At 72.2% G+C, this 19,040-nt stretch carries 20 protein-coding genes; 12 read left to right on the forward strand and 8 right to left on the reverse strand.

The genetic code is table 11. The features are described 5' to 3' along the window. Nucleotides 1-6 precede the first annotated feature (6 nt). Complete coding sequence (gene scpA, locus R2B67_RS34890) at nucleotides 7-2,268, reverse strand: methylmalonyl-CoA mutase (protein WP_317824597.1); 2,262 nt, start codon at nucleotides 2,266-2,268, stop codon at nucleotides 7-9. Next, nucleotides 2,268-4,130 carry a methylmalonyl-CoA mutase family protein gene (locus R2B67_RS34895; RefSeq protein ID WP_317824598.1) on the reverse strand — a complete coding sequence of 621 codons (1,863 nt, stop codon included), beginning with the start codon at nucleotides 4,128-4,130 and terminating at the stop codon, nucleotides 2,268-2,270. Before R2B67_RS34895 ends, scpA begins: the two co-directional genes overlap by 1 nt. 292 nt (nucleotides 4,131-4,422) lie before the next feature. Here R2B67_RS34895 and R2B67_RS34900 point away from each other — a divergent pair, with 292 nt between their 5' ends. The 3 genes from R2B67_RS34900 (at nucleotide 4,423) to R2B67_RS34910 (ending at nucleotide 6,087) form a co-directional block, all read left to right on the forward strand. Next, nucleotides 4,423-4,950: a DUF6325 family protein gene (locus R2B67_RS34900; RefSeq protein WP_317824599.1), complete on the forward strand. Its 528-nt coding sequence runs from the start codon at nucleotides 4,423-4,425 to the stop codon at nucleotides 4,948-4,950. Nucleotides 4,951-5,027: 77 nt separating this feature from the next. Next, entirely contained in the window at nucleotides 5,028-5,825 is a 798-nt protein-coding gene (locus R2B67_RS34905; protein WP_317824600.1) for a tyrosine-protein phosphatase, read from the forward strand. A gap of 49 nt (nucleotides 5,826-5,874) precedes the next feature. Beyond that, on the forward strand, nucleotides 5,875-6,087 hold the full coding sequence (locus tag R2B67_RS34910) for a hypothetical protein (RefSeq protein WP_317824601.1): 213 nt from the start codon (nucleotides 5,875-5,877) through the stop codon (nucleotides 6,085-6,087). Between the two features lie 85 nt (nucleotides 6,088-6,172). On the opposite strand, the gene R2B67_RS34915 is transcribed toward R2B67_RS34910, so the two are convergent. Both R2B67_RS34915 and R2B67_RS34920 read right to left on the reverse strand, forming a co-directional pair. After that, nucleotides 6,173-6,841, reverse strand: coding sequence for a hypothetical protein (locus tag R2B67_RS34915; protein WP_317824602.1), 669 nt, complete (start codon nucleotides 6,839-6,841; stop codon nucleotides 6,173-6,175). After that, nucleotides 6,838-7,419, reverse strand: a complete 582-nt coding sequence (locus tag R2B67_RS34920) for a hypothetical protein (RefSeq protein WP_317824603.1) — start codon at nucleotides 7,417-7,419, stop codon at nucleotides 6,838-6,840. The genes R2B67_RS34915 and R2B67_RS34920 overlap by 4 nt, the downstream gene beginning before the upstream one ends. 195 nt (nucleotides 7,420-7,614) lie before the next feature. On the opposite strand from R2B67_RS34920, the gene R2B67_RS34925 reads away from it, so the two are divergent. Continuing rightward, nucleotides 7,615-8,109: a GNAT family N-acetyltransferase gene (locus R2B67_RS34925; RefSeq protein ID WP_317824604.1), complete on the forward strand. Its 495-nt coding sequence runs from the start codon at nucleotides 7,615-7,617 to the stop codon at nucleotides 8,107-8,109. A gap of 10 nt (nucleotides 8,110-8,119) precedes the next feature. Here the strand turns inward: R2B67_RS34925 and R2B67_RS34930 are convergent, their stop codons facing one another. Next, a complete protein-coding gene (locus R2B67_RS34930; protein WP_109981381.1) occupies nucleotides 8,120-8,500 on the reverse strand; it encodes a VOC family protein in 381 nt (126 codons plus the stop codon). A gap of 223 nt (nucleotides 8,501-8,723) precedes the next feature. Between R2B67_RS34930 and R2B67_RS34935 the strand changes: the two genes are divergently transcribed. After that, a complete protein-coding gene (locus tag R2B67_RS34935; protein ID WP_317824605.1) occupies nucleotides 8,724-9,257 on the forward strand; it encodes a DUF6328 family protein in 534 nt (177 codons plus the stop codon). Between the two features lie 5 nt (nucleotides 9,258-9,262). On the opposite strand, the gene R2B67_RS34940 is transcribed toward R2B67_RS34935, so the two are convergent. From R2B67_RS34940 to R2B67_RS34950, 3 genes are all read right to left on the reverse strand, one after another. Then, nucleotides 9,263-10,087: a VOC family protein gene (locus R2B67_RS34940; RefSeq protein ID WP_317824606.1), complete on the reverse strand. Its 825-nt coding sequence runs from the start codon at nucleotides 10,085-10,087 to the stop codon at nucleotides 9,263-9,265. Between the two features lie 100 nt (nucleotides 10,088-10,187). Continuing rightward, nucleotides 10,188-11,102 carry a cation diffusion facilitator family transporter gene (locus R2B67_RS34945; protein WP_317824607.1) on the reverse strand — a complete coding sequence of 305 codons (915 nt, stop codon included), beginning with the start codon at nucleotides 11,100-11,102 and terminating at the stop codon, nucleotides 10,188-10,190. A gap of 54 nt (nucleotides 11,103-11,156) precedes the next feature. After that, nucleotides 11,157-11,513: a DUF6479 family protein gene (locus R2B67_RS34950; RefSeq protein WP_018515056.1), complete on the reverse strand. Its 357-nt coding sequence runs from the start codon at nucleotides 11,511-11,513 to the stop codon at nucleotides 11,157-11,159. Nucleotides 11,514-11,601: 88 nt separating this feature from the next. Between R2B67_RS34950 and R2B67_RS34955 the strand changes: the two genes are divergently transcribed. The 7 genes from R2B67_RS34955 to R2B67_RS34985 all read left to right on the forward strand — a co-directional run bounded on the left by R2B67_RS34955 (nucleotide 11,602) and on the right by R2B67_RS34985 (nucleotide 19,002). After that, the gene (locus tag R2B67_RS34955) at nucleotides 11,602-12,567 is read left to right on the forward strand and encodes an LLM class F420-dependent oxidoreductase (protein WP_317824608.1); all 966 of its coding nucleotides are present in this window, start codon (nucleotides 11,602-11,604) and stop codon (nucleotides 12,565-12,567) included. A 90-nt stretch (nucleotides 12,568-12,657) separates the two neighbouring features. Further along, the gene (locus tag R2B67_RS34960) at nucleotides 12,658-13,053 is read left to right on the forward strand and encodes a hypothetical protein (RefSeq protein WP_317824609.1); all 396 of its coding nucleotides are present in this window, start codon (nucleotides 12,658-12,660) and stop codon (nucleotides 13,051-13,053) included. Nucleotides 13,054-13,101: 48 nt separating this feature from the next. Then, nucleotides 13,102-13,665 carry a (2Fe-2S)-binding protein gene (locus R2B67_RS34965; RefSeq protein ID WP_317824610.1) on the forward strand — a complete coding sequence of 188 codons (564 nt, stop codon included), beginning with the start codon at nucleotides 13,102-13,104 and terminating at the stop codon, nucleotides 13,663-13,665. Next, nucleotides 13,662-14,672 carry an FAD binding domain-containing protein gene (locus R2B67_RS34970; RefSeq protein WP_317824611.1) on the forward strand — a complete coding sequence of 337 codons (1,011 nt, stop codon included), beginning with the start codon at nucleotides 13,662-13,664 and terminating at the stop codon, nucleotides 14,670-14,672. The genes R2B67_RS34965 and R2B67_RS34970 overlap by 4 nt, the downstream gene beginning before the upstream one ends. A gap of 28 nt (nucleotides 14,673-14,700) precedes the next feature. Continuing rightward, the gene (locus R2B67_RS34975; RefSeq protein WP_317824612.1) at nucleotides 14,701-16,797 is read left to right on the forward strand and encodes a xanthine dehydrogenase family protein molybdopterin-binding subunit; all 2,097 of its coding nucleotides are present in this window, start codon (nucleotides 14,701-14,703) and stop codon (nucleotides 16,795-16,797) included. Between the two features lie 171 nt (nucleotides 16,798-16,968). After that, nucleotides 16,969-17,427: an ATP-binding protein gene (locus R2B67_RS34980; RefSeq protein WP_030566170.1), complete on the forward strand. Its 459-nt coding sequence runs from the start codon at nucleotides 16,969-16,971 to the stop codon at nucleotides 17,425-17,427. 162 nt (nucleotides 17,428-17,589) lie between these two features. Beyond that, nucleotides 17,590-19,002: an NADP-dependent succinic semialdehyde dehydrogenase gene (locus R2B67_RS34985; protein ID WP_317824613.1), complete on the forward strand. Its 1,413-nt coding sequence runs from the start codon at nucleotides 17,590-17,592 to the stop codon at nucleotides 19,000-19,002. The last annotated feature ends 38 nt before the right edge of the window (nucleotides 19,003-19,040 follow it).

The raw sequence follows: 19,040 nt of genomic DNA on the forward strand, positions 1-19,040 counted from the left end.
AGCGGCTCACAGCTCGTGGCCGAGCGCGGCACCGAGCCGCGTCACCAGATCGTGGGCCGCGTCCGGGATCACCGTCCCCGGCGGGAAGACCGAGGCCGCGCCGGCCTCGTGCAGGGCCTCGATGTCCTGCGGCGGGATCACCCCGCCCACCACGATCATGATGTCCTCCCGGCCCTCGGCGGCCAGCTCCTCCCGCAGCGCCGGCACCAGGGTGAGGTGCCCGGCCGCCAGCGAAGAGACGCCCACGATGTGCACGTCGGCCTCGACGGCCTGCCGCGCGACCTCGCCCGGCGTCTGGAACAGCGGGCCGACGTCCACGTCGAAGCCCAGGTCGGCGAAGGCCGTGGCGATCACCTTCTGGCCCCGGTCGTGGCCGTCCTGGCCCATCTTGGCGACCAGGATGCGCGGACGGCGCCCCTCCGCCTCCTCGAACGCGTCGACCAGCGCGCGGGTGCGGTCCACCGAAGGGGAATCCCCTGCCTCTTTGCGGTACACACCGGAGATCGTACGGATCTGCCCGGCGTGCCGCCCGTACACCTTCTCCAGCGCGTCCGAGATCTCCCCGACCGTGGCCATCGCCCGCGCCGCGTCCACCGCGAGCGCCAGCAGGTTGCCCTCAAGGCCCGGGCCCGGGCTGCGCTCGGCGGCCGCCGTCAGCGCCCGCAGCGCCTCCTGGCACGCCACCTCGTCGCGCTCCTCGCGCAGCCGGCGCAGCTTCTCGATCTGCTGGGTGCGCACCGAGGAGTTGTCGACCTTGAGCACGTCGATCTTCTCGTCGGTCTCCACCCGGTACTTGTTCACCCCGATCACCGGCTGCCGCCCGGAGTCGATCCGCGCCTGCGTACGGGCGGCCGCCTCCTCCACCCGGAGCTTGGGGATGCCCGCGTCGATGGCCTTCGCCATCCCGCCGGCCGCCTCGACCTCCTCGATGTGCTGCCAGGCCCGGTCCGCCAGGTCGCGGGTCAGCTTCTCCACGTACGCGCTGCCGCCCCACGGGTCGATGACCCGGCAGGTGCCCGACTCCTGCTGGAGCAGGAGCTGCGTGTTACGGGCGATCCGCGCCGAGAAGTCGGTGGGCAGCGCCAGCGCCTCGTCCAGCGCGTTGGTGTGCAGCGACTGGGTGTGCCCCTGCGTCGCGGCCATCGCCTCCACACACGTACGCGTCACATTGTTGAACACGTCCTGCGCGGTCAGCGACCAGCCCGAGGTCTGCGAATGGGTGCGCAGCGAAAGGGACTTGGCGTTCTTGGGGTCGAACTGCTTGACCAGGCGCGCCCAGAGCAGCCGGGCCGCCCGCAGTTTGGCGACCTCCATGAAGAAGTTCATGCCGATCGCCCAGAAGAACGATAGCCGGGGCGCGAACGCGTCGACGTCCAGGCCCGCTTCCTGCCCGGCGCGCAGATACTCCACGCCGTCGGCCAGCGTGTACGCCAGCTCCAGGTCGGCCGTCGCCCCGGCCTCCTGGATGTGATACCCGGAGATCGAGATGGAGTTGTAGCGCGGCATCTTCTGCGAGGTGAACGCGAAGATGTCCGAGATGATCCGCATCGACGGGGTCGGCGGATAGATGTAGGTGTTGCGGACCATGAACTCCTTCAGAATGTCGTTCTGAATGGTCCCGGCCAACTTCTCGGGCGGTACGCCCTGTTCCTCGGCGGCCACGATGTACAGCGCCAGTACGGGGAGGACCGCACCGTTCATCGTCATCGACACCGACATCCGGTCCAGCGGAATGCCGTCGAACAGCTGGCGCATGTCGTAGATCGAGTCGATCGCCACGCCCGCCATACCGACGTCACCGGTGACGCGCGGGTGGTCGCTGTCGTACCCCCGGTGGGTCGGCAGGTCGAAGGCGACCGACAGACCCTTCTGCCCGGCCGCGAGGTTGCGCCGGTAGAAGGCGTTGGACTCCTCGGCCGTGGAGAACCCGGCGTACTGACGGATCGTCCAGGGCTGGTTGACGTACATCGTCGGGTAAGGCCCGCGCAGATACGGGGCGATCCCCGGGTAGCTGTGCAGCGCGTCCAGGCCCTCCAGGTCGTCCCCGGTGTAGAGCGGCTTGACCGTGATGCCTTCGGGGGTCTCCCAGAGCGGGGCCTCGGCGCCGTCGGCCTCCTTGGCCACGGCCGCCTGCCACTCCTCGGCTGAGGCGGCCAGGGGAGCGGAGGACTCCAGCGCGACCTCGGAAAAGTCCGGAACGGAGGATTTCCCGGAGGGTGTCCCGGCGGACGTCCCGGAGGATTTCTGTTCCGTGGGCGATGTCTGCATCACGCCACTCCCATGCGGTCGAGTACGGAGGTGAGAACGGCGACCGTGTCGCAGCCCGCGAAGACGTAGGAGTCGACATCGGCGTACTCGCCGGGGCGCCCCGCGAGGAACACCTGGGCCGCGCCCGCCGACTTCAGCGCCCCGGCCACCTCGGCCGCCTGCTCGGCGTACAGGGCATCCGAGGAGCAGAGACAGGTCACGCTCGCACCGGATGCGGTCAGCGCCTCGCCCGCCGTCGCCGCGTCCACCGACACCGGCTGGTGCACCGCCTCGATCCCGCCCGCCCCGAAGAGGTTGACGGCGAAGGAGGCCCGCGCGGTGTGCGCGGCGGCCGGTCCGAGCGCGGCGATGAACACCTTGGGCCGCTCACCCGTCGCCGCGAGGTGCGCGTCCGAACGGGCGCGCAGCGCCTCGAACGCCTCGTCGCGCCGCACCCGGGGCAGACCGCCCGGGGCGCCGGCGTACGGATCGGGCGAAGGCTCGCGCTCCACCGGCCGCTCGGAGGGCATCGGGAACTCGCTGACCCCGGTGATCGGCTCCTTGCGGCGGGCCAGCTTCGCGCTGCGCGCCGCCCAGGTGGCGGCGAGCCGCTCCGCGACCATCCCCGAGCGCAGGGCCGCGGGCAGTCCGTCCGCCCGCTCGGTCTCCTGGAAGAACGCCCAGGCGGCCACCGCGAGTTCGTCGGTGAGCCGCTCCACGTACCAGGAGCCGCCCGCCGGGTCGATGACCCGGGCCAGATGCGACTCCTCCATCAGGATCGTGGAGGTGTTACGGGCGATGCGCCGGGCGAACGCGTCGGGCAGCCCCAGCGCGTGGTCGAACGGCAGGACGGTGACGGAGTCGGCGCCGCCGACCCCCGCGCCCAGCGTGGCGAGCGTGGTGCGCAGCATGTTCACCCACGGGTCGCGGCGCGTCATCATCACCGGTGACGTCACGGCGTGCTGGCGCTGGCCGCCCGCCCCGGGCGCCCCCGACACCTCGGCGACCCGCGCCCACAGCCGGCGCGCGGCCCGCAGCTTCGCGATCGTCAGGAACTGGTCGGCGGTGGCCGCGTAACGGAACTCCAGCTGCGCGCAGGCTTCTTCCACCCCGAGCCCGGCCGCCGTCAGCGCCCGCAGATAGGCGACACCGGTCGCCAGGGAGAGCCCCAGCTCCTCGGCGGCCGAACCGCCGGCCTCGTGGTACGGGAGCGCGTCCACGGCGATCGCCCGCAGCCCCGGGTACTCCGCACCGCAGACCTTCGCCCAGCGGACGGCGGCGGTGAGGTCGGCCTCGATGCCGGTCCTGGCCTCGTGGCCGAGCGGGTCGGCGCCCAGAGTGCCGCGCGCCTCGCCCTTGGCGACGCCCCGCTCCTCGTACAGCCGCAGCAGTTCGGTTGCGGCGGCGTCCAGGTCGGCCGGGGCGTCGAGCACGATCGGCGCCAGGTCGAGGTAGACGCCGTCCAGCGAGCGGGCCAGCGACTCCACGGGGACGCCCGCGGGGCCGCCCACGGTGAGCCAGAGCGAGGTGACCCCGTTCTCCAGATCGCCGAGCACCGCCTCGTTGAGCCGGACCGGGTCGCTCAGGGCGTGGCGTTGGCGCACGTCCCAGCCGCCCGCCGCGTTCCCCTCGGCCCTGCTGCCCCGGGTGAAGGGCGCGAAGCCGGGGAAACCGGTGTCCGGCGAGGTGTCGTGCGCGGTGTAGAGGGGCCGGGTGGTGAGCCCGTCCTCCAGTGTGGTGGACAGCGCTTCCTCGGCGGCCGAGCCCGAGACTTCCTTGCCCGACTTGCGCAGAACGCCTTCGACGAGGCTCTGCCACTGGTCATGGGAGGGGTCGGGGAACGCGGCGGCCGGAGAGAGCCCGTCAGCAGGCTGGACCGTCATGCTCAGATGCTAGGCCAGCGCGGGGAACGAGCAGCAGGGGCACGTGCTGTGACCTTGCCCTCTCCGGTCCGCACTTGATCCTTTACATACCGTCGCGTTACCGGCGCGACGGCGCCGAGCGGCGGGGAAGCCGGAACGGGCCGGGCGCAACACGGCCATGCTCAAAAAAGGGGGGAATGAGACGGTTGATGCATATTATGTGCGAAGTTTTCCGTTTTCTTGTGTCATCCCTTGCATGCCCGTATCCACCCCGGAGCCCTCGTGGCCGCCGGGATGCGGAGAGGACGCGACCGTGGCCGTCGGACCTGTGGAACACCTCGTCATCGCCTTCCCTGGCAGCGGCTTCACCGGGGCCGTCGTGCCCGTCCTCGCCGATGCCGTGGCGTCCGGTGCCGTGCGCGCCGGAGATCTGGCCTTCGTCCGTCGCGCCGAAGGCGGTGCGCTGACCCCGGTGGAGCTGGCGGAGCTCGACCCGGAGGGGACGGTTCCGGCCGACGGGGCGGAGGGCGGGGCGGCCGTGGCGCTGAGCGCCGGGAACGTGGAGGTGCTGGAGCGGAGTGTGCCGCAGGGCGAGACGGTCGCCCTCGTCGTCCGGGAGGACCTGTGGACCTCGCAGCTCGCCCGCACCTTCCGGGAGGCGGGCGGCGCGTTCATCACCCATGAGCGCTTCGGTGTGACCGGGTCCGACGCCGACGCGGACGAGGCGGCGGAGGGGGACGACATCATCACCCGGCTGGAGCGGCTCGCCGAGTTGTGGGGGCGGGACGTGCTCACGGACGCCGAGTTCGCGGAGCAGAAGGCCAATCTGCTGGCGGACTGAGTTCCGGCCGGTGGGCCGGTGGGTCGTTGGGCCGATGGAGCCCCAGGCGTTCTCATCAGGGAAAGAGGCAGTTCATCGTGCAGACCGCCCGGACCGTTCCGGCCGCCACCGTTGTCAATCTGCGCGACCTGGGGGGCATCGCCCTGGGCCGTGACCGCCGGGTTCGGCAAGGTGTCCTGTTTCGCTCGGGACAGCTGAGCGACCTGGACCCGGGCCGCGACCGGGCGGTGGCCGCGCTCGGCATCCGTACGGTCGTCGACCTGCGCACCGCCGACGAACGGCAGTGGTCCCCGGACCGGCTCCCGGACCGGGCCCGGCTCTTCGTCGCCGACGTCCTCGGCGACCACCCGGGCGTGGCGCCGGCCCGGCTCAAGGCGCTGCTCGCCGATCCGGCCGAGGCGGACCGCGCGCTGGGCGGCGGCCGGGCCGAGGAGCTGTTCGCCGAGACCTACCGCAAGATGGTGCTCTCGCCCGGCGCGGCGGCCGCCTACCGGGCCTTCCTGGAGACCGCCGCGGACCCCGCCGCGCGGCCGGTGCTCTTCCACTGCACGGCCGGCAAGGACCGCACCGGCTGGGCGGCGGCCGTCCTGCTGATGATCCTGGGGGCCTCCCGGGAGACCGTGCGGCAGGACTTCCTCGCGGTGAACCCCGCGGTGCGCGCCGCGTTCGCCCCGTACGTCCAGAAGTTCCTGGACGGCGGCGGTGATCCGGCCGTTGCGGCGGCGATCGTCGAGGTGCGCCCCCGCTATCTGGAGGTGGCGCTCGACGCGATGGACGAGCGGTGGGGCGGCCTCGACGGGTACGTACGCACCGGCCTGCGCATCCCCGAAGCCGTGCTGGAGCGGCTGCGCGAGGGGCTGGTGATCACCGGCTGAGCCCCGGTGCGGGCAGGGTACCGGCGTGACAGTTATACCCCCAGGGGGTATGTTGGCGGGATCGGAGAACGTCATCGTCCGCTGGGGGACAGCCATGAACACCGGACTGAGGATCGCGGCCTTCGTCGCCGCGGTCGCCGCCGTCTTCGCCATCGCCTTCGGTGTCGGCAGGGTCGCGGGGCCGGACCCGGACTCGGACCCCACTCCCGGGCCTTCCATCCATCAGCCCTCCGTCCATCAGGGGGAGAGCCACGAACGCTGAGTGCCCCGCCGCACGCCGAATGGGCGGGTCACGCCGGGTACGTACCCGGTGCAACCCGCCCATTCGGCCTTCGCGCGGTCGCCTCTCAGAGGCGGACGAGGCGTTCCGTCAGATCGCGGTACTGCTGGAGGGCGATGCGCAGATCCTCCGTCTCCGCGTCCGACCGCTCACCGTCGCGGTCGGCACGCAGGAGGCGTGACCGGTCGGCGAGGGCCTTCGTGAGCCCGGCGACGACCTCGTCGAAGGCCGCATCGGCCTCCTGTACCGCCTGACGCGGGTTCTCCACGAAGCCGGCCACCGCCTGGTGGATGCGCGCGTCGAACTTCTCCCGCTCGTCGGCGCTGAACAGCGGACGGTCCTTGCCCGTCGCCGCGTCCCTACCGGTGTCCGTCGTTGCTCCGGTGCCGGTGCCGGTGCCGGTGCCGGTGCGGGAGCTGGAGGCGGTGGCACCGGTGCGGGAGCCGGAGGCGGTGTCCGTCGTGCGACCGGTCTCCCGGGCCGCTTCCGTACGGGCGGGGTCGGCATGCGTCTTGGCGGCGTGGGGCGTTCCGGACGCCGGGACGGGAGCGCCGTCGGGGCGGTTGCCGGGGGTCGTTTCCGGGGAGGTGGCCGGCTTCGCCGCCGATGCCGGTACGGGGGTGCCGAGCGGGTCGCCGGGAGGCGTGACCGGCGGGACGCGCTCGGCCCCGGTCGAGGGGGTGGCCCGGTTCGCGGTGCTGCCGGTGCGGTCGTTGTCGTTCGGAGTCTGCGTCATGAGGTGCCCTGTCCCTTGGTGAGCTGTCGGTTGTCGTTTCGGCGCGGGGCCGGGCCGTCCGCGAGGAGGGCGTCGAAGAGGTTCCGGGCGTCGACGAACGCCTCGCGCATCTCCTCGGTGCCGGTGCCGTCGTTCCGCGCGGTGTGCACCCTGCGATAGCCGTCGACGTGGCGGGGGTGGTGGACCGAGAGGGCGTCGGCCCGTTCCTCGAAACTCTCTCCGGAGGGGAAGCCCCGGTCGCGGGAGAGATCTGCCAGCAGCGAGTCGGCCTCGTGCAGCGCCTGCTGCGGCGAGTCCACGAACTGCTCCTGGGTGCGGGCCCAGCGGGCGGTGTAGTCCGCGCGGGCCGCCTCGGTCAGCGGCCGCTTCTCCAGGTCTCCGTGGAGCTTCACCCGCTCGCCGAGCTCCTGCTCCGCGGCCTTGGTGTCTCCGCCGTGCCGGGCGACCACCCGGTCGTACTCGGGGCCGAACCGGCTCTGCAGACTCCGGCCGCCGACCGGACCGCGACGGATGACGAAGAAGTAGACGGCGGCGGCCACGACGAGGACCGCGACGATGATGATGATCGCTGTTGTCACGGCTGTCGCCCCCACCGTTCGCCGGCCGGCACGCGACTCTCTTGTCGCACAGTCGTCAACCCCTCTCGGTCCCGGCCCGGCGGAACGACCACCGGGCGACGTGCTGACCGTGTACCCCCGAACAGCCGTTCATGCGGGCAAGCCCCGCCGGATTGCCGTGGATCGCCGAAGGAGCGCGTGCGTAATACTCGACGCATGAGATCAGGCGTTACGCACTCCGGGCGCGGCCCGCACCGCCCGGACCCCGTGATCCGCCGGGCCACGGCGCGTGACGCCCGCAGGCTCACCCGGCTGGTCCGGACGTCACGCGCCTACGAGGGCCCGTACGCCCCGATGGTCGCCGGATACCGCGTGGGACCGGACTACATCGAGGCGCACCGGGTCTTCGTCGCCGCCGACCGCGCCGACGACCGGGTCCTCGGCTTCTACGCGCTGCTCCTCCAGCCGTCCGAGCTCGACCTGATGTTCGTCGCCGACGAGGCGCAGGGGCTCGGCATCGGGCGGCTGCTCATCGGCCATCTGTGCGAGGAGGCACGGCGGGCGGGCCTGACCGCTGTACGGATCGTGGCGCACCCGCCCGCCGAGGACTTCTACCGCACCGTGGGCGCCGAACCCGTCGGCACCGTCCGGGCGAACCCGCCCGCGGTGATGTGGGACCGCCCCGAACTCCTGCTCCCCGTGGGGCCCTGAAGGCCTGCGCTCAGCCGCCGTACGGGCGGGTGATGATCTCCAGGCCGTGACCGCTCGGGTCGGGGAAGTAGACACCCCGGCCGCCGTCGTTGTGGTTGATCTCGCCCGGGAGCTTCTGATGCGGATCGGCGTGGTACGCGATCCCCAGCTCCTGGATCCGGCCGAACGCCGCGTCGAACTCCGCCTCCGAGATGAGGAAGGCGTAATGCTGCGGGGTGATGGACGCCTCGGGGATCGTCGCGAAATCCAGGGTGACGCCGTTCGCGAGGACGACGGGGATGAACGGGCCCCATTCCTCTCCGACTTCCAGGCCCAGCAGATCCGCGAAGAATTCGGCGGACTCGCGGTTGTCGCGGGAATGAATGATGGTGTGGTTCAACTCGACCGACACGGTGGAATGCCTCCAACGGGCATCTCACGGGCTACCTCCACGTCTCACCCGGACGGTGACCGACGCGCGATGCCGTGGCAGAGATCTTAACGACATGGCGCGACCCGGTCGAGTGGGAAGCGGGCGTCGAGCCCGGTGGATTGGTTCTGTACGACCGGGGCATCTGTAGTCCCGGATCGAACGGGCGTGTCAGCGCCCGGTCATATCGAACAGAGGGGGTCCCGTGTCGGAGGCCAATGGCAGAGGCCGCGAGGAGACCGAGGACGAGAGAGCGGACCGGCAGTGGTCCGAACTGCTCCAGGAACTGCGCGTGGCCCAGACCGGGGTGCAGATCCTCTTCGGCTTTCTCCTCGCCGTGGTGTTCCAGCCGAGGTTCGGCGACCTTTCGGAACTGGACCGCGACATCTACGTCATCACGGTGGTGCTGGGCTCGGCGACCGTTGCCGCGCTCATCGGCCCTGTCACCTACCACCGGCTGCTCACCGGCCGCCGGATGAAGCCGGAGACGGTCATCTGGGCCTCTCGCATGACCGTGCTCGGGCTGGTGCTGCTGTTCCTGACGATGTGCTCGACCCTGCTGCTGATCATGCGGGTCGCCCTCCACAACACCTTCGCTCTCTGGCTGGTCGGCGGGATAGCGCTGTGGTTCCTCGCCTGCTGGTTCATCTTCCCGCTCTGGGCGCTGGCCCGCGGCCGCTCCGGGCTGCGCGAGGACGACCCGTTGACCAAGGGCTCGTCCGCCGGGAAGCAGGGCTGAGCGCTTCAGCTCTCCGGGCCCACCGGGCCGCGCAGGTCGGTGACCGTGAACAGCGCGCCGTCGGGGTCCCGCAGGGTGGCCTCCCTGCCGCCGAGGGCGGACCGCTCCTCGACCAGGGAGCCGCCCTGCCGTTCGGCCGCCGCGACCGTCACGGGGACGTCGTCCACCGGGAACTGCACCTGCCAGTGCGGGCGCACCACCGGATCGACGGCGGCCTCCACCGCCCCGGAGCTGATCCGGGCCAGCGGCCGCCCCTCGCACCGCACGATGACCTCGTCACCCTCGTAGGCGACGTCGCAGCATCCGGGACGGCCGCTCGCCCAGTCGAGTACCTCGCCGTAGAAGATGGCCGCGTCGAACGCGTTGCGGGTCCGCAGGCGCAGCCAGGCGTGCGCGTGGCCGTCGGGGGCCGGCGGGGAGGCGGAGGGCTCGATGCGTTCCCAGAGGCCGAACGCGGCACCGTCCCGGTCCGAGGCCAGGACACCGCGCCCCTTGCCGAGCGTCAGCGGCCCCACCGCCACCGTGCCGCTGCGCTCCCGGACCCGGCCGGCGGCCACATCGGCGTCCTCCACCGCGAAGTACGGCGTCCACGCCACCGCGACCTGGTACGCGGTCGACACGGCGAAGATGCCCGCCACCGGGATGTCGCCGCGCCGGGCCACGGAGAACTCCGCGCCGAGATGCCCCGGGCGGAACGACCAGCCCAGCACCTCGGAGTAGAACCGCTGGGCGGATGGAAGGTCCCGCGTCATCAGGGTGACCCAGCACGGCGCGGCGGACCCCGTCAGGGGCGCTGCCGAGGGGGCTGTACGGGGATCGCTTCCGGTCATGGTCCACTGCCTTCTCACGGGTGTGCGGCGCGGGAGCGGCCGCTTGCGGTCCAGCACCCACCCTCGGACGGCCCGTGCGGCGGCGCAACGCGGGACGCGCTCAGAGCCCGATGCGCGGCGGGGCGTTGGTGATGTCCAGGAAGACCTGGTCGGCCTGCGGCCACCGCTCGCCCATCGCGTGCCGGATGCGCATCGAGACCTCCTCCACCCGCTCGCTGTCGATGCCGGGGGCCAGGTCGATGCGGGCCGCCACCAGGACGGAGTGCATGCCCAGGCGCATGGTGAGGAGTTCGGCCACGTTGTCGATCTCCCTCTGGCGCATCAGGAAGCCCACGAGTTCCCGTTGCAGCTCCGGATCGACGGACTCGCCGATCAGCTGGTCCCGGGCGTTCCGGCCGAGCCGGAAGGCGACGTAGACGAGGAGCAGCCCGATGCCCAGGGAGGCCGCCGCCTCCCAGACCACGCTTCCGGTGGCCAGGTGCAGCGACATGCCGGCGATGGCCAGGCTGACGCCGAGCGCCGCCGTGCTGTCCTCCGCGATGACGGTCCGCAGCGCCGGGTCGATGGCCGCGCCCTTCTTGCCGCGCGCCTGGTGCAGGGCGCGGGTCAGGGAGGTGCTCTCGGCGACGAAGGCGACGCCGAGCACGATCAGCCCGGCGGTGTAGCCGGTGGGGGACTCGTCGTCGTCGCGCCGCAGTGCGTGGAGACCCTGGTAGAACGAGAAACAGCCGCCCATCACGAAGATGCCGACCGCCGCGAGGAGCGCCCAGAAGTAGCGTTCCTTGCCGTAGCCGAACGGGTGACGGGCATCGGCGGGGCGGCGGCTGCGCCGGAGGGCGGCGAGCAGGAAGATCTCGTTGAGGCTGTCGGCGACCGAGTGGGCCGCCTCGGACAGCAGCGCGGGCGAGCCCGAAATGAGCCCGCCCACGGTCTTGGCCGCCGCGATCACCAGGTTGGCCGCGAGCGCGACCAGAACGGTGAGGCGGGTCTGTCGGTCGAGGGCCGACCGGCTCATCACTACCTCCGGTGACGAGGGGGCCGGCGGATCCGTCCCCCGTAGGGGAACGGATCAGCTGCGCGGAGGATCCGTATCGGTGCGCGGATCGTCCTGGTGGGGCGGGAGCGGCGCGTTGCCGTGGTCGTCCAGCTGGTGCGGGTTGAGGGCCCTGCCGTCGGTGGGGAAGCGGTCGGAGGCGTGCGGGTCGTGCGCGTCGATGTGCGTACGCCCCTCCGGCTTCGGGGGCTGCTCATGGGGGAGCGGCGGCGGCAGCTCGGCGTCCTTCTTCCGCTTGCCGAGCAGGAAACCGCCGATCAGCAGACCCACCACGGCGAGCGCGGCGATGGGGAAGAGGACGGCCGCCAGCGCGCCCGTCCCGTCGGCGAGTGGGGCGGCCAGTGCCTGCGAGGCTCCGTTCGATACGTCCATGGTTGCCGCATACCCCGGGAGGAGGGTGTCAGTCGGCTGTTCACATCAATTCATGTTTTATGAGTATCTCAGGGGAAAAGCGTTTCGCATGGTGCGAATCGGCTACACGATGATGACCGAACAGACCGGACCCCGAGAGCTCGTACGGGACGTGGTGGCTGCGGAAAACGCGGGATTCGACTTCTCCGTCACCTCCGACCACTACTTCCCCTGGCTCCGGGAGCAGGGCCACGCCCCGTACGCCTGGGCGGTCCTCGGCGCGGCCGCGCAGGCCACCGAGCGCATCGGCCTGATGACGTACGTGACCTGTCCGACCACCCGCTACCACCCGGCCGTCGTCGCTCAGAAGGCCGCGACGCTCCAGATCCTCGCCGAGGGCCGCTTCCGGCTGGGCCTCGGCTCCGGCGAGAACCTCAACGAACACGTCGTCGGCGGGGGATGGCCCGCCGCCCATGTGCGGCTGGAGATGCTCGAAGAGGCCGTGGAGATCATCGGCGCCCTCTTCGACGGCGGGAACGTCAACCACCACGGCACCCACTTCGACGTCGAGAACGCCCGGCTCTGGGATCTGCCCGGGACCCGGGTGCCGATCGGCGTCGCGGTCTCCGGCCCGGCCTCCTGCGCCCTCGCGGGCCGCAGCGCCGACCTGGTGATCGCGACCGAGGCGAAGAGCGGCCTGCTGGACGATTTCGACCGGCACGGAGGCACCGGGAAGCCCCGGGTGGGCCAGCTGCCCGTCTGCTACGACCCCGACCGCGACGCCGCCGTCGCCCGCGCCCACGAACAGTTCCGCTGGTCGGTCGGCGGCTGGAAGGTCAACTCCGAACTCCCCGGACCGGAGAGTTTCGCCCAGGCGACCGAACTCGTCCGCAAGGAGGACATCGCCTCCGCCATCCCGTGCGGACAGGACGTCGACACGTTCGTCGACGCGGTGCGCGCCTACAGCGACGCGGGATTCACCGAGATCGCACTGGTCCAGGTGGGCGGGGAACACCAGCAGTCCTTCATCTCGTGGGCGGAGAAGTCCCTCCTGCCCGCTCTGCGGGAGCTGTAGCCCTCTTCGGCCCTCCCGTGTCGCCGTCGGCCCGGTGCGGGGTGAGGCTGGAGTGGACCCCAGGGCCGGCGTCCGACGGAAGGAACCTTCGTGAACAACACCCCCGAACGAAGCGGCGACGCGCCCACGGCCGGCCACGGCGAGGAAGTGCTGGTCTCCCTGAGCCGGTGCGACCTCGCGGACGCGCGGAGCGTGTTCGGCGTGCTCGGCAGCACCTTCGACTCCGACCGCGTCGCGGGCGACGAACCCGAGGCGACGAGCGGCCCCCGCCCGACCGTCTGGGTCACCACCGTCGACGTCTCCGAGCCGAAGGCCGCCGCCCACCCCGTGAAGCTGACCGCCCCGGTCACGGTGGACGCCCAGGGCGGCTACTGGGCCGTCGACCGGCTCCGCGAGCACCTCACCGGCGCGTTCGCGGTACGCGTCGTCGGGACGGCGGCGGGGGACCAGGAGCAGGAGGTACGGCTGCGCCTGGAGAACCGCTGACGCGCCCTCGTCGCCCCGACAGCAGCCCGAAGTGAAAGGTGTTCGAGCATGGATTCCCTCGCCCTGGAGACGGTCACCGCACCGGAACCGGTCACCGTCGAACGGTCCACCGTGACCCTCCACATCAACGGGGAGGAGACCGAGGTGACCCTCGACCACCGCACCACGGTCCTGGACCTGTTGCGGGAGCAGCTCGGCCTGACCGGCGCCAAAAAGGGCTGCGACCACGGCCAGTGCGGAGCCTGCACGGTCCTGGTTGACGGCCGCCGCGCCAACAGCTGCCTGCTGCTCGCCGTCGCCCAGGACGGTGCGGCGATCACCACGGTGGAGGGCCTCGCCGACGGCGACACCCTCCACCCCCTGCAACAGGCGTTCGTCGAGCGCGACGCCCTGCAGTGCGGCTACTGCACGCCCGGGCAGATCTGTTCGGCCGTCGGCATGCTCCAGGAGGCCGCCGACGGCCACCCGTCGCACGCGACCCCGCCGGACGCCCTGACCGCCGACCGCGCCCCTCTCGACGCGGAGGAGATCCGCGAGCGGATGAGCGGCAACCTGTGCCGGTGCGGGGCCTACCCCCGGATCGTCGAAGCCATCGAGGACGTGACCCCGTGAAACCGTTCGGCTACCAGCGACCCACCACCACCGCCGAGGCCGTACGGCTCTGCGCGGAGGGAGCCGGAGCCCGGTTCCTGGGCGGCGGCACCAACCTCGTCGACCTGATGAAACTCGGCGTCGAGGAACCCGGCCTCCTCATCGACGTCACCAGGCTCCCGCTGGACCGGGTGGCCCCGGCCCCCGACGGCGGCCTGCGGATCGGCGCCACCGTCCGCAACAGCGACCTCGCCGCCCACCCCGACGTACGCCGCGACTACCCGGTGCTCACCCAAGCCCTGCTCGCCGGGGCCTCGGGGCAGCTCCGCAACACCGCCACCACCGGCGGCAACCTCCTCCAGCGCACCCGCTGCTCCTACTTCCAGGACGTCTCCAAGCCCTGCAACAAACGGCTCCCCGGCTCCGGCTGCCCCGCCCGCGAAGGCTCCCACCGCGACCTCGCGATCCTCGGGCACTCGGCCGAATGCGTGGCCACCAACCCCTCCGACATGGCCGTGGCCCTCGCCGCCCTCGACGCGACCGTGCTGCTGCTGGGGCCCGAGGGCGAACGGGCCGTCCCCGTCACCGAGTTCCACCGGCTGCCGGGGGAGAACCCCGACCAGGACACCGTGATCAGGCCCGGCGAGCTGATCACCGAGGTGGTGCTCCCGCCGCCCGCCCCCGGCACGGTCTCCCGCTATCGCAAGGCCCGCGACCGGGCCTCGTACGCGTTCGCCCTGGTCTCGGTCGCCGCCACCCTCCAGGTGGAGGCCGGCCGGGTGGAGCGGGCCACGCTCGCGTTCGGCGGCGTCGCCCACCGGCCCTGGCGCGCCCGCCGGGCCGAGGCCGAACTGCTCGGCGCCCCCGCCACCCCCGCCGCCTTCCAGCACGCCCTGATCGCCGAACTGGCCGAGGCGCGGCCCCTGCGCGACAACGCCTTCAAGGTGGACCTCGTCCGCCGCGTCGCCCAGGACGTCCTCGGCGAACTCAGCGAGCCGCACGGTCCCGAGGCCGGCCCGACCATCTGACACCCCACCGACCGGAGGCCCCGCCGCCATGTCCCACGCCCCGCAGCTCACCGGTGCGCCCGTCGTCCGCAGGGAGGCCCGGGACAAGGTCACCGGCGCCGCCCGGTACGCGGCCGAGCACACCCCGCCCGGCACCCTGTACGCCTGGCCGGTCCCGGCCACCATCGCCGCCGGCCGGGTCACCGCCGTACGGGCGGTCGACGCGCTCGCCGTCCCCGGCGTCCACACCGTCCTCACCCACGACAACGCGCCGGCCCTCGCCGAACCCGAGGACCCCATCCTCGCCGTCCTCCAGAGCGACCGGGTCCCGCACCACGGCTGGCCGATCGCCCTCGTCGTCGCCGACTCCCCGGAGGCCGCCCGGACGGGCGCGGGGCGGCTGCTCGTCGAGTACGAGAGCGACGAGCACGACGTGACCCTCACCGAGGACCACCCGGGCCTCTACACCCCCGAGGAGGCCAACGGCGGCTTCCCCGCCGTCCGCAGACGCGGCGACTTCGAGCGGTCCTTCGCCGCCGCCCCCGTCCAGGTCGACGCCACCTACCGCCTCGTCTCGCTCCACAACCACCCCATGGAGCCGCACGCCGCCACCGCGTGGTGGGAGGACGGGCATCTCACCGTCCACGACTCCAGCCAGGGCTCCAACGCCGTACGCAAGAGCCTCGCCCGGGTCTTCGACCTGGACCCGGCACACATCACCGTCGTCTCCGAGCACGTCGGCGGCGGCTTCGGCTCGAAGGGCACCACCCGCCCCCAGGCGATCATGGCCGCCATGGCCGCCCGGCACACCGGCCACCCGGTGAAGATGGTCTTCCCCCGCGCCCAGCTCGCGGAGGTCGTCGGCCACCGGGCCCCCACCATCCAGCGGGTGCGCCTCGGCGCCGACCTCGACGGCGCCCTCCAGGCCCTCTCCCAGGAGATCGTCACCCAGACCTCCACCATCAAGGAGTTCGTCGAGCAGGCCGCCGTACCCGCCCGCACGATGTACGGATCCCCGGCCAGCACCACCACCCACCGGGTGACCGCCCTCGACGTCCCCAGCCCCTCCTGGATGCGCGCGCCGGGCGAGGCCTCGGGGATGTACGCGCTGGAGTCGGCCATGGACGAGCTGGCCTCGGCGCTCGGCATGGACCCGGTCGAACTGCGGCTGCGCAACGACCCGGTCACCGAACCGGACAGCGACCGCCCCTTCAGCAGCCGGGGCCTGGCCGCCTGCCTGCGCGAGGGCGCCCAGCGGTTCGGCTGGCACGGCCGCGACCCCCGCCCCGCCGCCCGCCAGGAGGGCCGCTGGCTCCTCGGTACGGGCGTGGCCTCGGCGACGTACCCCGTCCTCGTCTCCCGGTCCTCCGCACGCGCCCACGCGGCGGCCGACGGCACCTTCCGGATCGAGGTCAACGCCACCGACATCGGCACCGGCGCCCGGACCGTCCTCGCCCAGATCGCCGCCTCGGCCCTCGCCACCGACGTGGCGAGCGTCGACGTGCGGATCGGCTCCACCGACCTGCCCACCGCCCCGCTCGCCGGCGGCTCCTCCGGTACCGCCTCCTGGGGCTGGGCCGTGCACAAGGCGGCGACCGCCCTGGCCGGCCACCTCGCTGACCACCGGGGCCCGCTGCCCGCCGAGGGGTTCACCGCCACCGGCGACACGGAGGAGGAGACCGCCGCCGAATCCCCGTACGCCCGGCACGCCTTCGGAGCCCACTTCGCCGAGACGGCCGTCGACTCCGTCACCGGCGAGGTCCGGGTCCGCCGGCTCCTCGGCGTCTACGCCGCCGGGAAGATCCTCAACGCCCGCACCGCACGCTCCCAGTTCACCGGCGGCATGGTCATGGGCATCGGCATGGCGCTGACCGAGGGCTCCGCCATCGACCCGGTCTTCGGCGACTTCACGGCCAAGGACCTCGCCGCCTACCACGTGCCCGTCCACGCCGACGCCCTCGACATCCAGGCGCACTGGATCGACGAGGACGACCGCCACCTCAACCCCATGGGCTCCAAGGGCATCGGCGAGATCGGCATCGTCGGCACCGCCGCCGCCATCGGGAACGCTGTCCGCCACGCCACCGGGGCCCGGCTGCGGGAACTCCCGCTCACCCCGGACCGACTGCTGCCGTACCTGGTCTAGCGACCGGCCGGACGCCTCTCACCAGGGCCGACAGCTCATCTGTTGCGGGGACGGCACACCCGAGTCACCCTGTTGAGTGACCCAGAAGTGATTGGTGCTCACGCTTCGTGTTCGGGGGTCGTTGGTACGACGGGGTGAAGCATGTGGGCCTCGCGGTGAGGAGCCTCGACGATGACCGTTCCACTCGACCGGCACTATTCGGTCGAACTGCAGGTGTCGGCAGAGCGCGTTTCCCAGGTGCGGCGCATCGTCGCCGCGCACCTTCGTCACTGGAGTCTCGAACTCCAGGTCCGGCCGGTGTGCCGGGCCATGGACGAACTCCTGACCAACGTCCACCGGCATGTCGGCGACGCCAACACGTGCGTCCTCGAACTCCGCTGGACCGGCCGGCACGTCACCGTGTCCGTCGCCGACAACAGTGCCCGGATGCCACGGCTGCTGCCGTCCGGCGGCGGACTGAGCCGGGTGATGGCCCTCAGCGACAGCTGGGGCACCTGCCGGACTACGGACGGCAAAGTGGTCTGGTTCACCCGCTACGCCCAGGCGCCGCAGGCAGCGCGACTGCTGCCGTCCCCGCCGCTGCCCGGCGCGGGCGAGTCGCGCCGAGCCCCGCTCGCGGCGCTCGTATAGATCTCCGACAGCTCGCACACCCCGGCCGACGCGGAACGTGCCCCACCCGGCACGCATGATCCGCGTCGGCCGGGTACGTGCGGAAGGGGCCGCGTTGCGCCCGACCGCACGGCGCGGCACCGTCGAAGTACCGATGCGTACCGATGCAAGGAGGCCACTGCCATGCCCATCGCGACGGTCAACCCCGCGAACGGCGAACTGATCAGGTCCTACGACGCGCTGGGCGAGGAGGAGACCGAGCGCAGGATCGCCGCCGCCCACACCACCTTCCAGCAGTACCGCACCACCCCCTTCGAGCAGCGCGCCGCCTGGCTGAACCGGGCCGCCGACCTGCTGGAGACGGACCGCGACACCATCGCCCGCACGATGACCCTCGAAATGGGCAAGCCGGTCACCGCGGCCCGCGCCGAGGCCGCAAAGTGCGCCAAGGCGATGCGCTGGTACGCGGCCAACGCCGAGCGCCTGCTCGCCGACGAGCACCCGGACCCCGCCGACGTGACGGACTCCGGTGCCTCGCGCGCCCTGGTCCGCTACCGCCCGCTCGGTGTCGTCCTCGCCGTGATGCCGTGGAACTTCCCCCTCTGGCAGGTCGTGCGGTTCGCCGCGCCCGCCTTGATGGCGGGCAACGTCGGCCTCCTCAAGCACGCGTCGAACGTCCCGCAGACCGCGCTCTACCTGGAGGACCTGTTCCACCGCGCCGGATTCCCGGCCGGCTGCTTCCGTACCCTGCTGATCGGCTCGGGCGCCGTCGACGCCGTCCTGCGCGACCCCCGGGTCGCGGCGGCCACCCTCACCGGCAGCGAACCGGCTGGCCGCGCCGTCGCCTCCACCGCCGGTGACGAGGTCAAGAAGACCGTGCTGGAGCTGGGCGGCAGCGACCCGTACGTCGTGCTGCCCTCGGCCGACGTCGAGAAGGCCGCGGCCACGGCGGTCACGGCGCGGGTCCAGAACAACGGCCAGTCCTGTATCGCGGCCAAGCGGTTCATCGTTCACGCCGAGGTGTACGACACGTTCGCCGAGCACTTCACCGCCGGGATGCGGGCCCTCACCGTCGGCGACCCGCTGGAGGAGTCCACCGACATCGGGCCGCTCTCCAGCGAACAGGGCCGGACGGATCTGGAGGAGCTGGTCGACGACGCCGTGGAGCGTGGCGCCACCGTCCTGTGCGGCGGCGGCCGGCCCGACAAGCTCGGTGGCGGCCTGGAGAACGGCTGGTTCTACAACCCGACCGTGCTCGCCGGAATCACTCCCGCCATGCGCATCCACCGCGAGGAGACCTTCGGCCCGGTCGCCACCCTCTACCGGGTCGCCGACCTCGACGAGGCCGTACACCTGGCCAACGACACGCCGTTCGGGCTCAGTTCCAACGTGTGGACGCGGGATCCGGGGGAGCAGGAACGGTGCGCCCGCGACCTGGAGGCGGGCGGGGTCTTCTTCAACGGGATGACCGCCTCGCACCCGGCCCTCCCCTTCGGCGGGATCAAGCGCTCCGGTTACGGGCGCGAACTCGCCGGGCACGGCATCCGCGAGTTCTGCAACGCCACCACGCTCTGGTACGCCCCCGAGAAGTCCTGACGCAGCCTTCCCTGTTTCCTTCCACCCCAAGAGGAGAC

Origin of the sequence: Streptomyces cyaneofuscatus (genome assembly GCF_033109485.1) — a bacterium.
GTDB lineage: Bacteria > Actinomycetota > Actinomycetes > Streptomycetales > Streptomycetaceae > Streptomyces > Streptomyces cyaneofuscatus.

Bases quoted from the DNA above. Each gene is read 5' to 3' on its own strand.
- R2B67_RS34915 (WP_317824602.1), bottom strand. From the start codon at position 6,841: ATGACGCAGACTCCGAACGACAACGACCGCACCGGCAGCACCGCGAAC.
- R2B67_RS34945 (WP_317824607.1), bottom strand. From the start codon at position 11,102: ATGAGCCGGTCGGCCCTCGACCGACAGACCCGCCTCACCGTTCTGGTC.
- R2B67_RS34950 (WP_018515056.1), bottom strand. From the start codon at position 11,513: ATGGACGTATCGAACGGAGCCTCGCAGGCACTGGCCGCCCCACTCGCC.
- R2B67_RS34940 (WP_317824606.1), bottom strand. From the start codon at position 10,087: ATGACCGGAAGCGATCCCCGTACAGCCCCCTCGGCAGCGCCCCTGACG.
- R2B67_RS34925 (WP_317824604.1), top strand. From the start codon at position 7,615: ATGAGATCAGGCGTTACGCACTCCGGGCGCGGCCCGCACCGCCCGGAC.
- R2B67_RS34955 (WP_317824608.1), top strand. From the start codon at position 11,602: ATGGTGCGAATCGGCTACACGATGATGACCGAACAGACCGGACCCCGA.
- R2B67_RS34985 (WP_317824613.1), top strand. From the start codon at position 17,590: ATGCCCATCGCGACGGTCAACCCCGCGAACGGCGAACTGATCAGGTCC.
- R2B67_RS34910 (WP_317824601.1), top strand. From the start codon at position 5,875: ATGTTGGCGGGATCGGAGAACGTCATCGTCCGCTGGGGGACAGCCATG.
- R2B67_RS34975 (WP_317824612.1), top strand. From the start codon at position 14,701: ATGTCCCACGCCCCGCAGCTCACCGGTGCGCCCGTCGTCCGCAGGGAG.
- scpA (WP_317824597.1), bottom strand. From the start codon at position 2,268: ATGCAGACATCGCCCACGGAACAGAAATCCTCCGGGACGTCCGCCGGG.
- R2B67_RS34965 (WP_317824610.1), top strand. From the start codon at position 13,102: ATGGATTCCCTCGCCCTGGAGACGGTCACCGCACCGGAACCGGTCACC.
- R2B67_RS34980 (WP_030566170.1), top strand. From the start codon at position 16,969: ATGACCGTTCCACTCGACCGGCACTATTCGGTCGAACTGCAGGTGTCG.
- R2B67_RS34895 (WP_317824598.1), bottom strand. From the start codon at position 4,130: ATGACGGTCCAGCCTGCTGACGGGCTCTCTCCGGCCGCCGCGTTCCCC.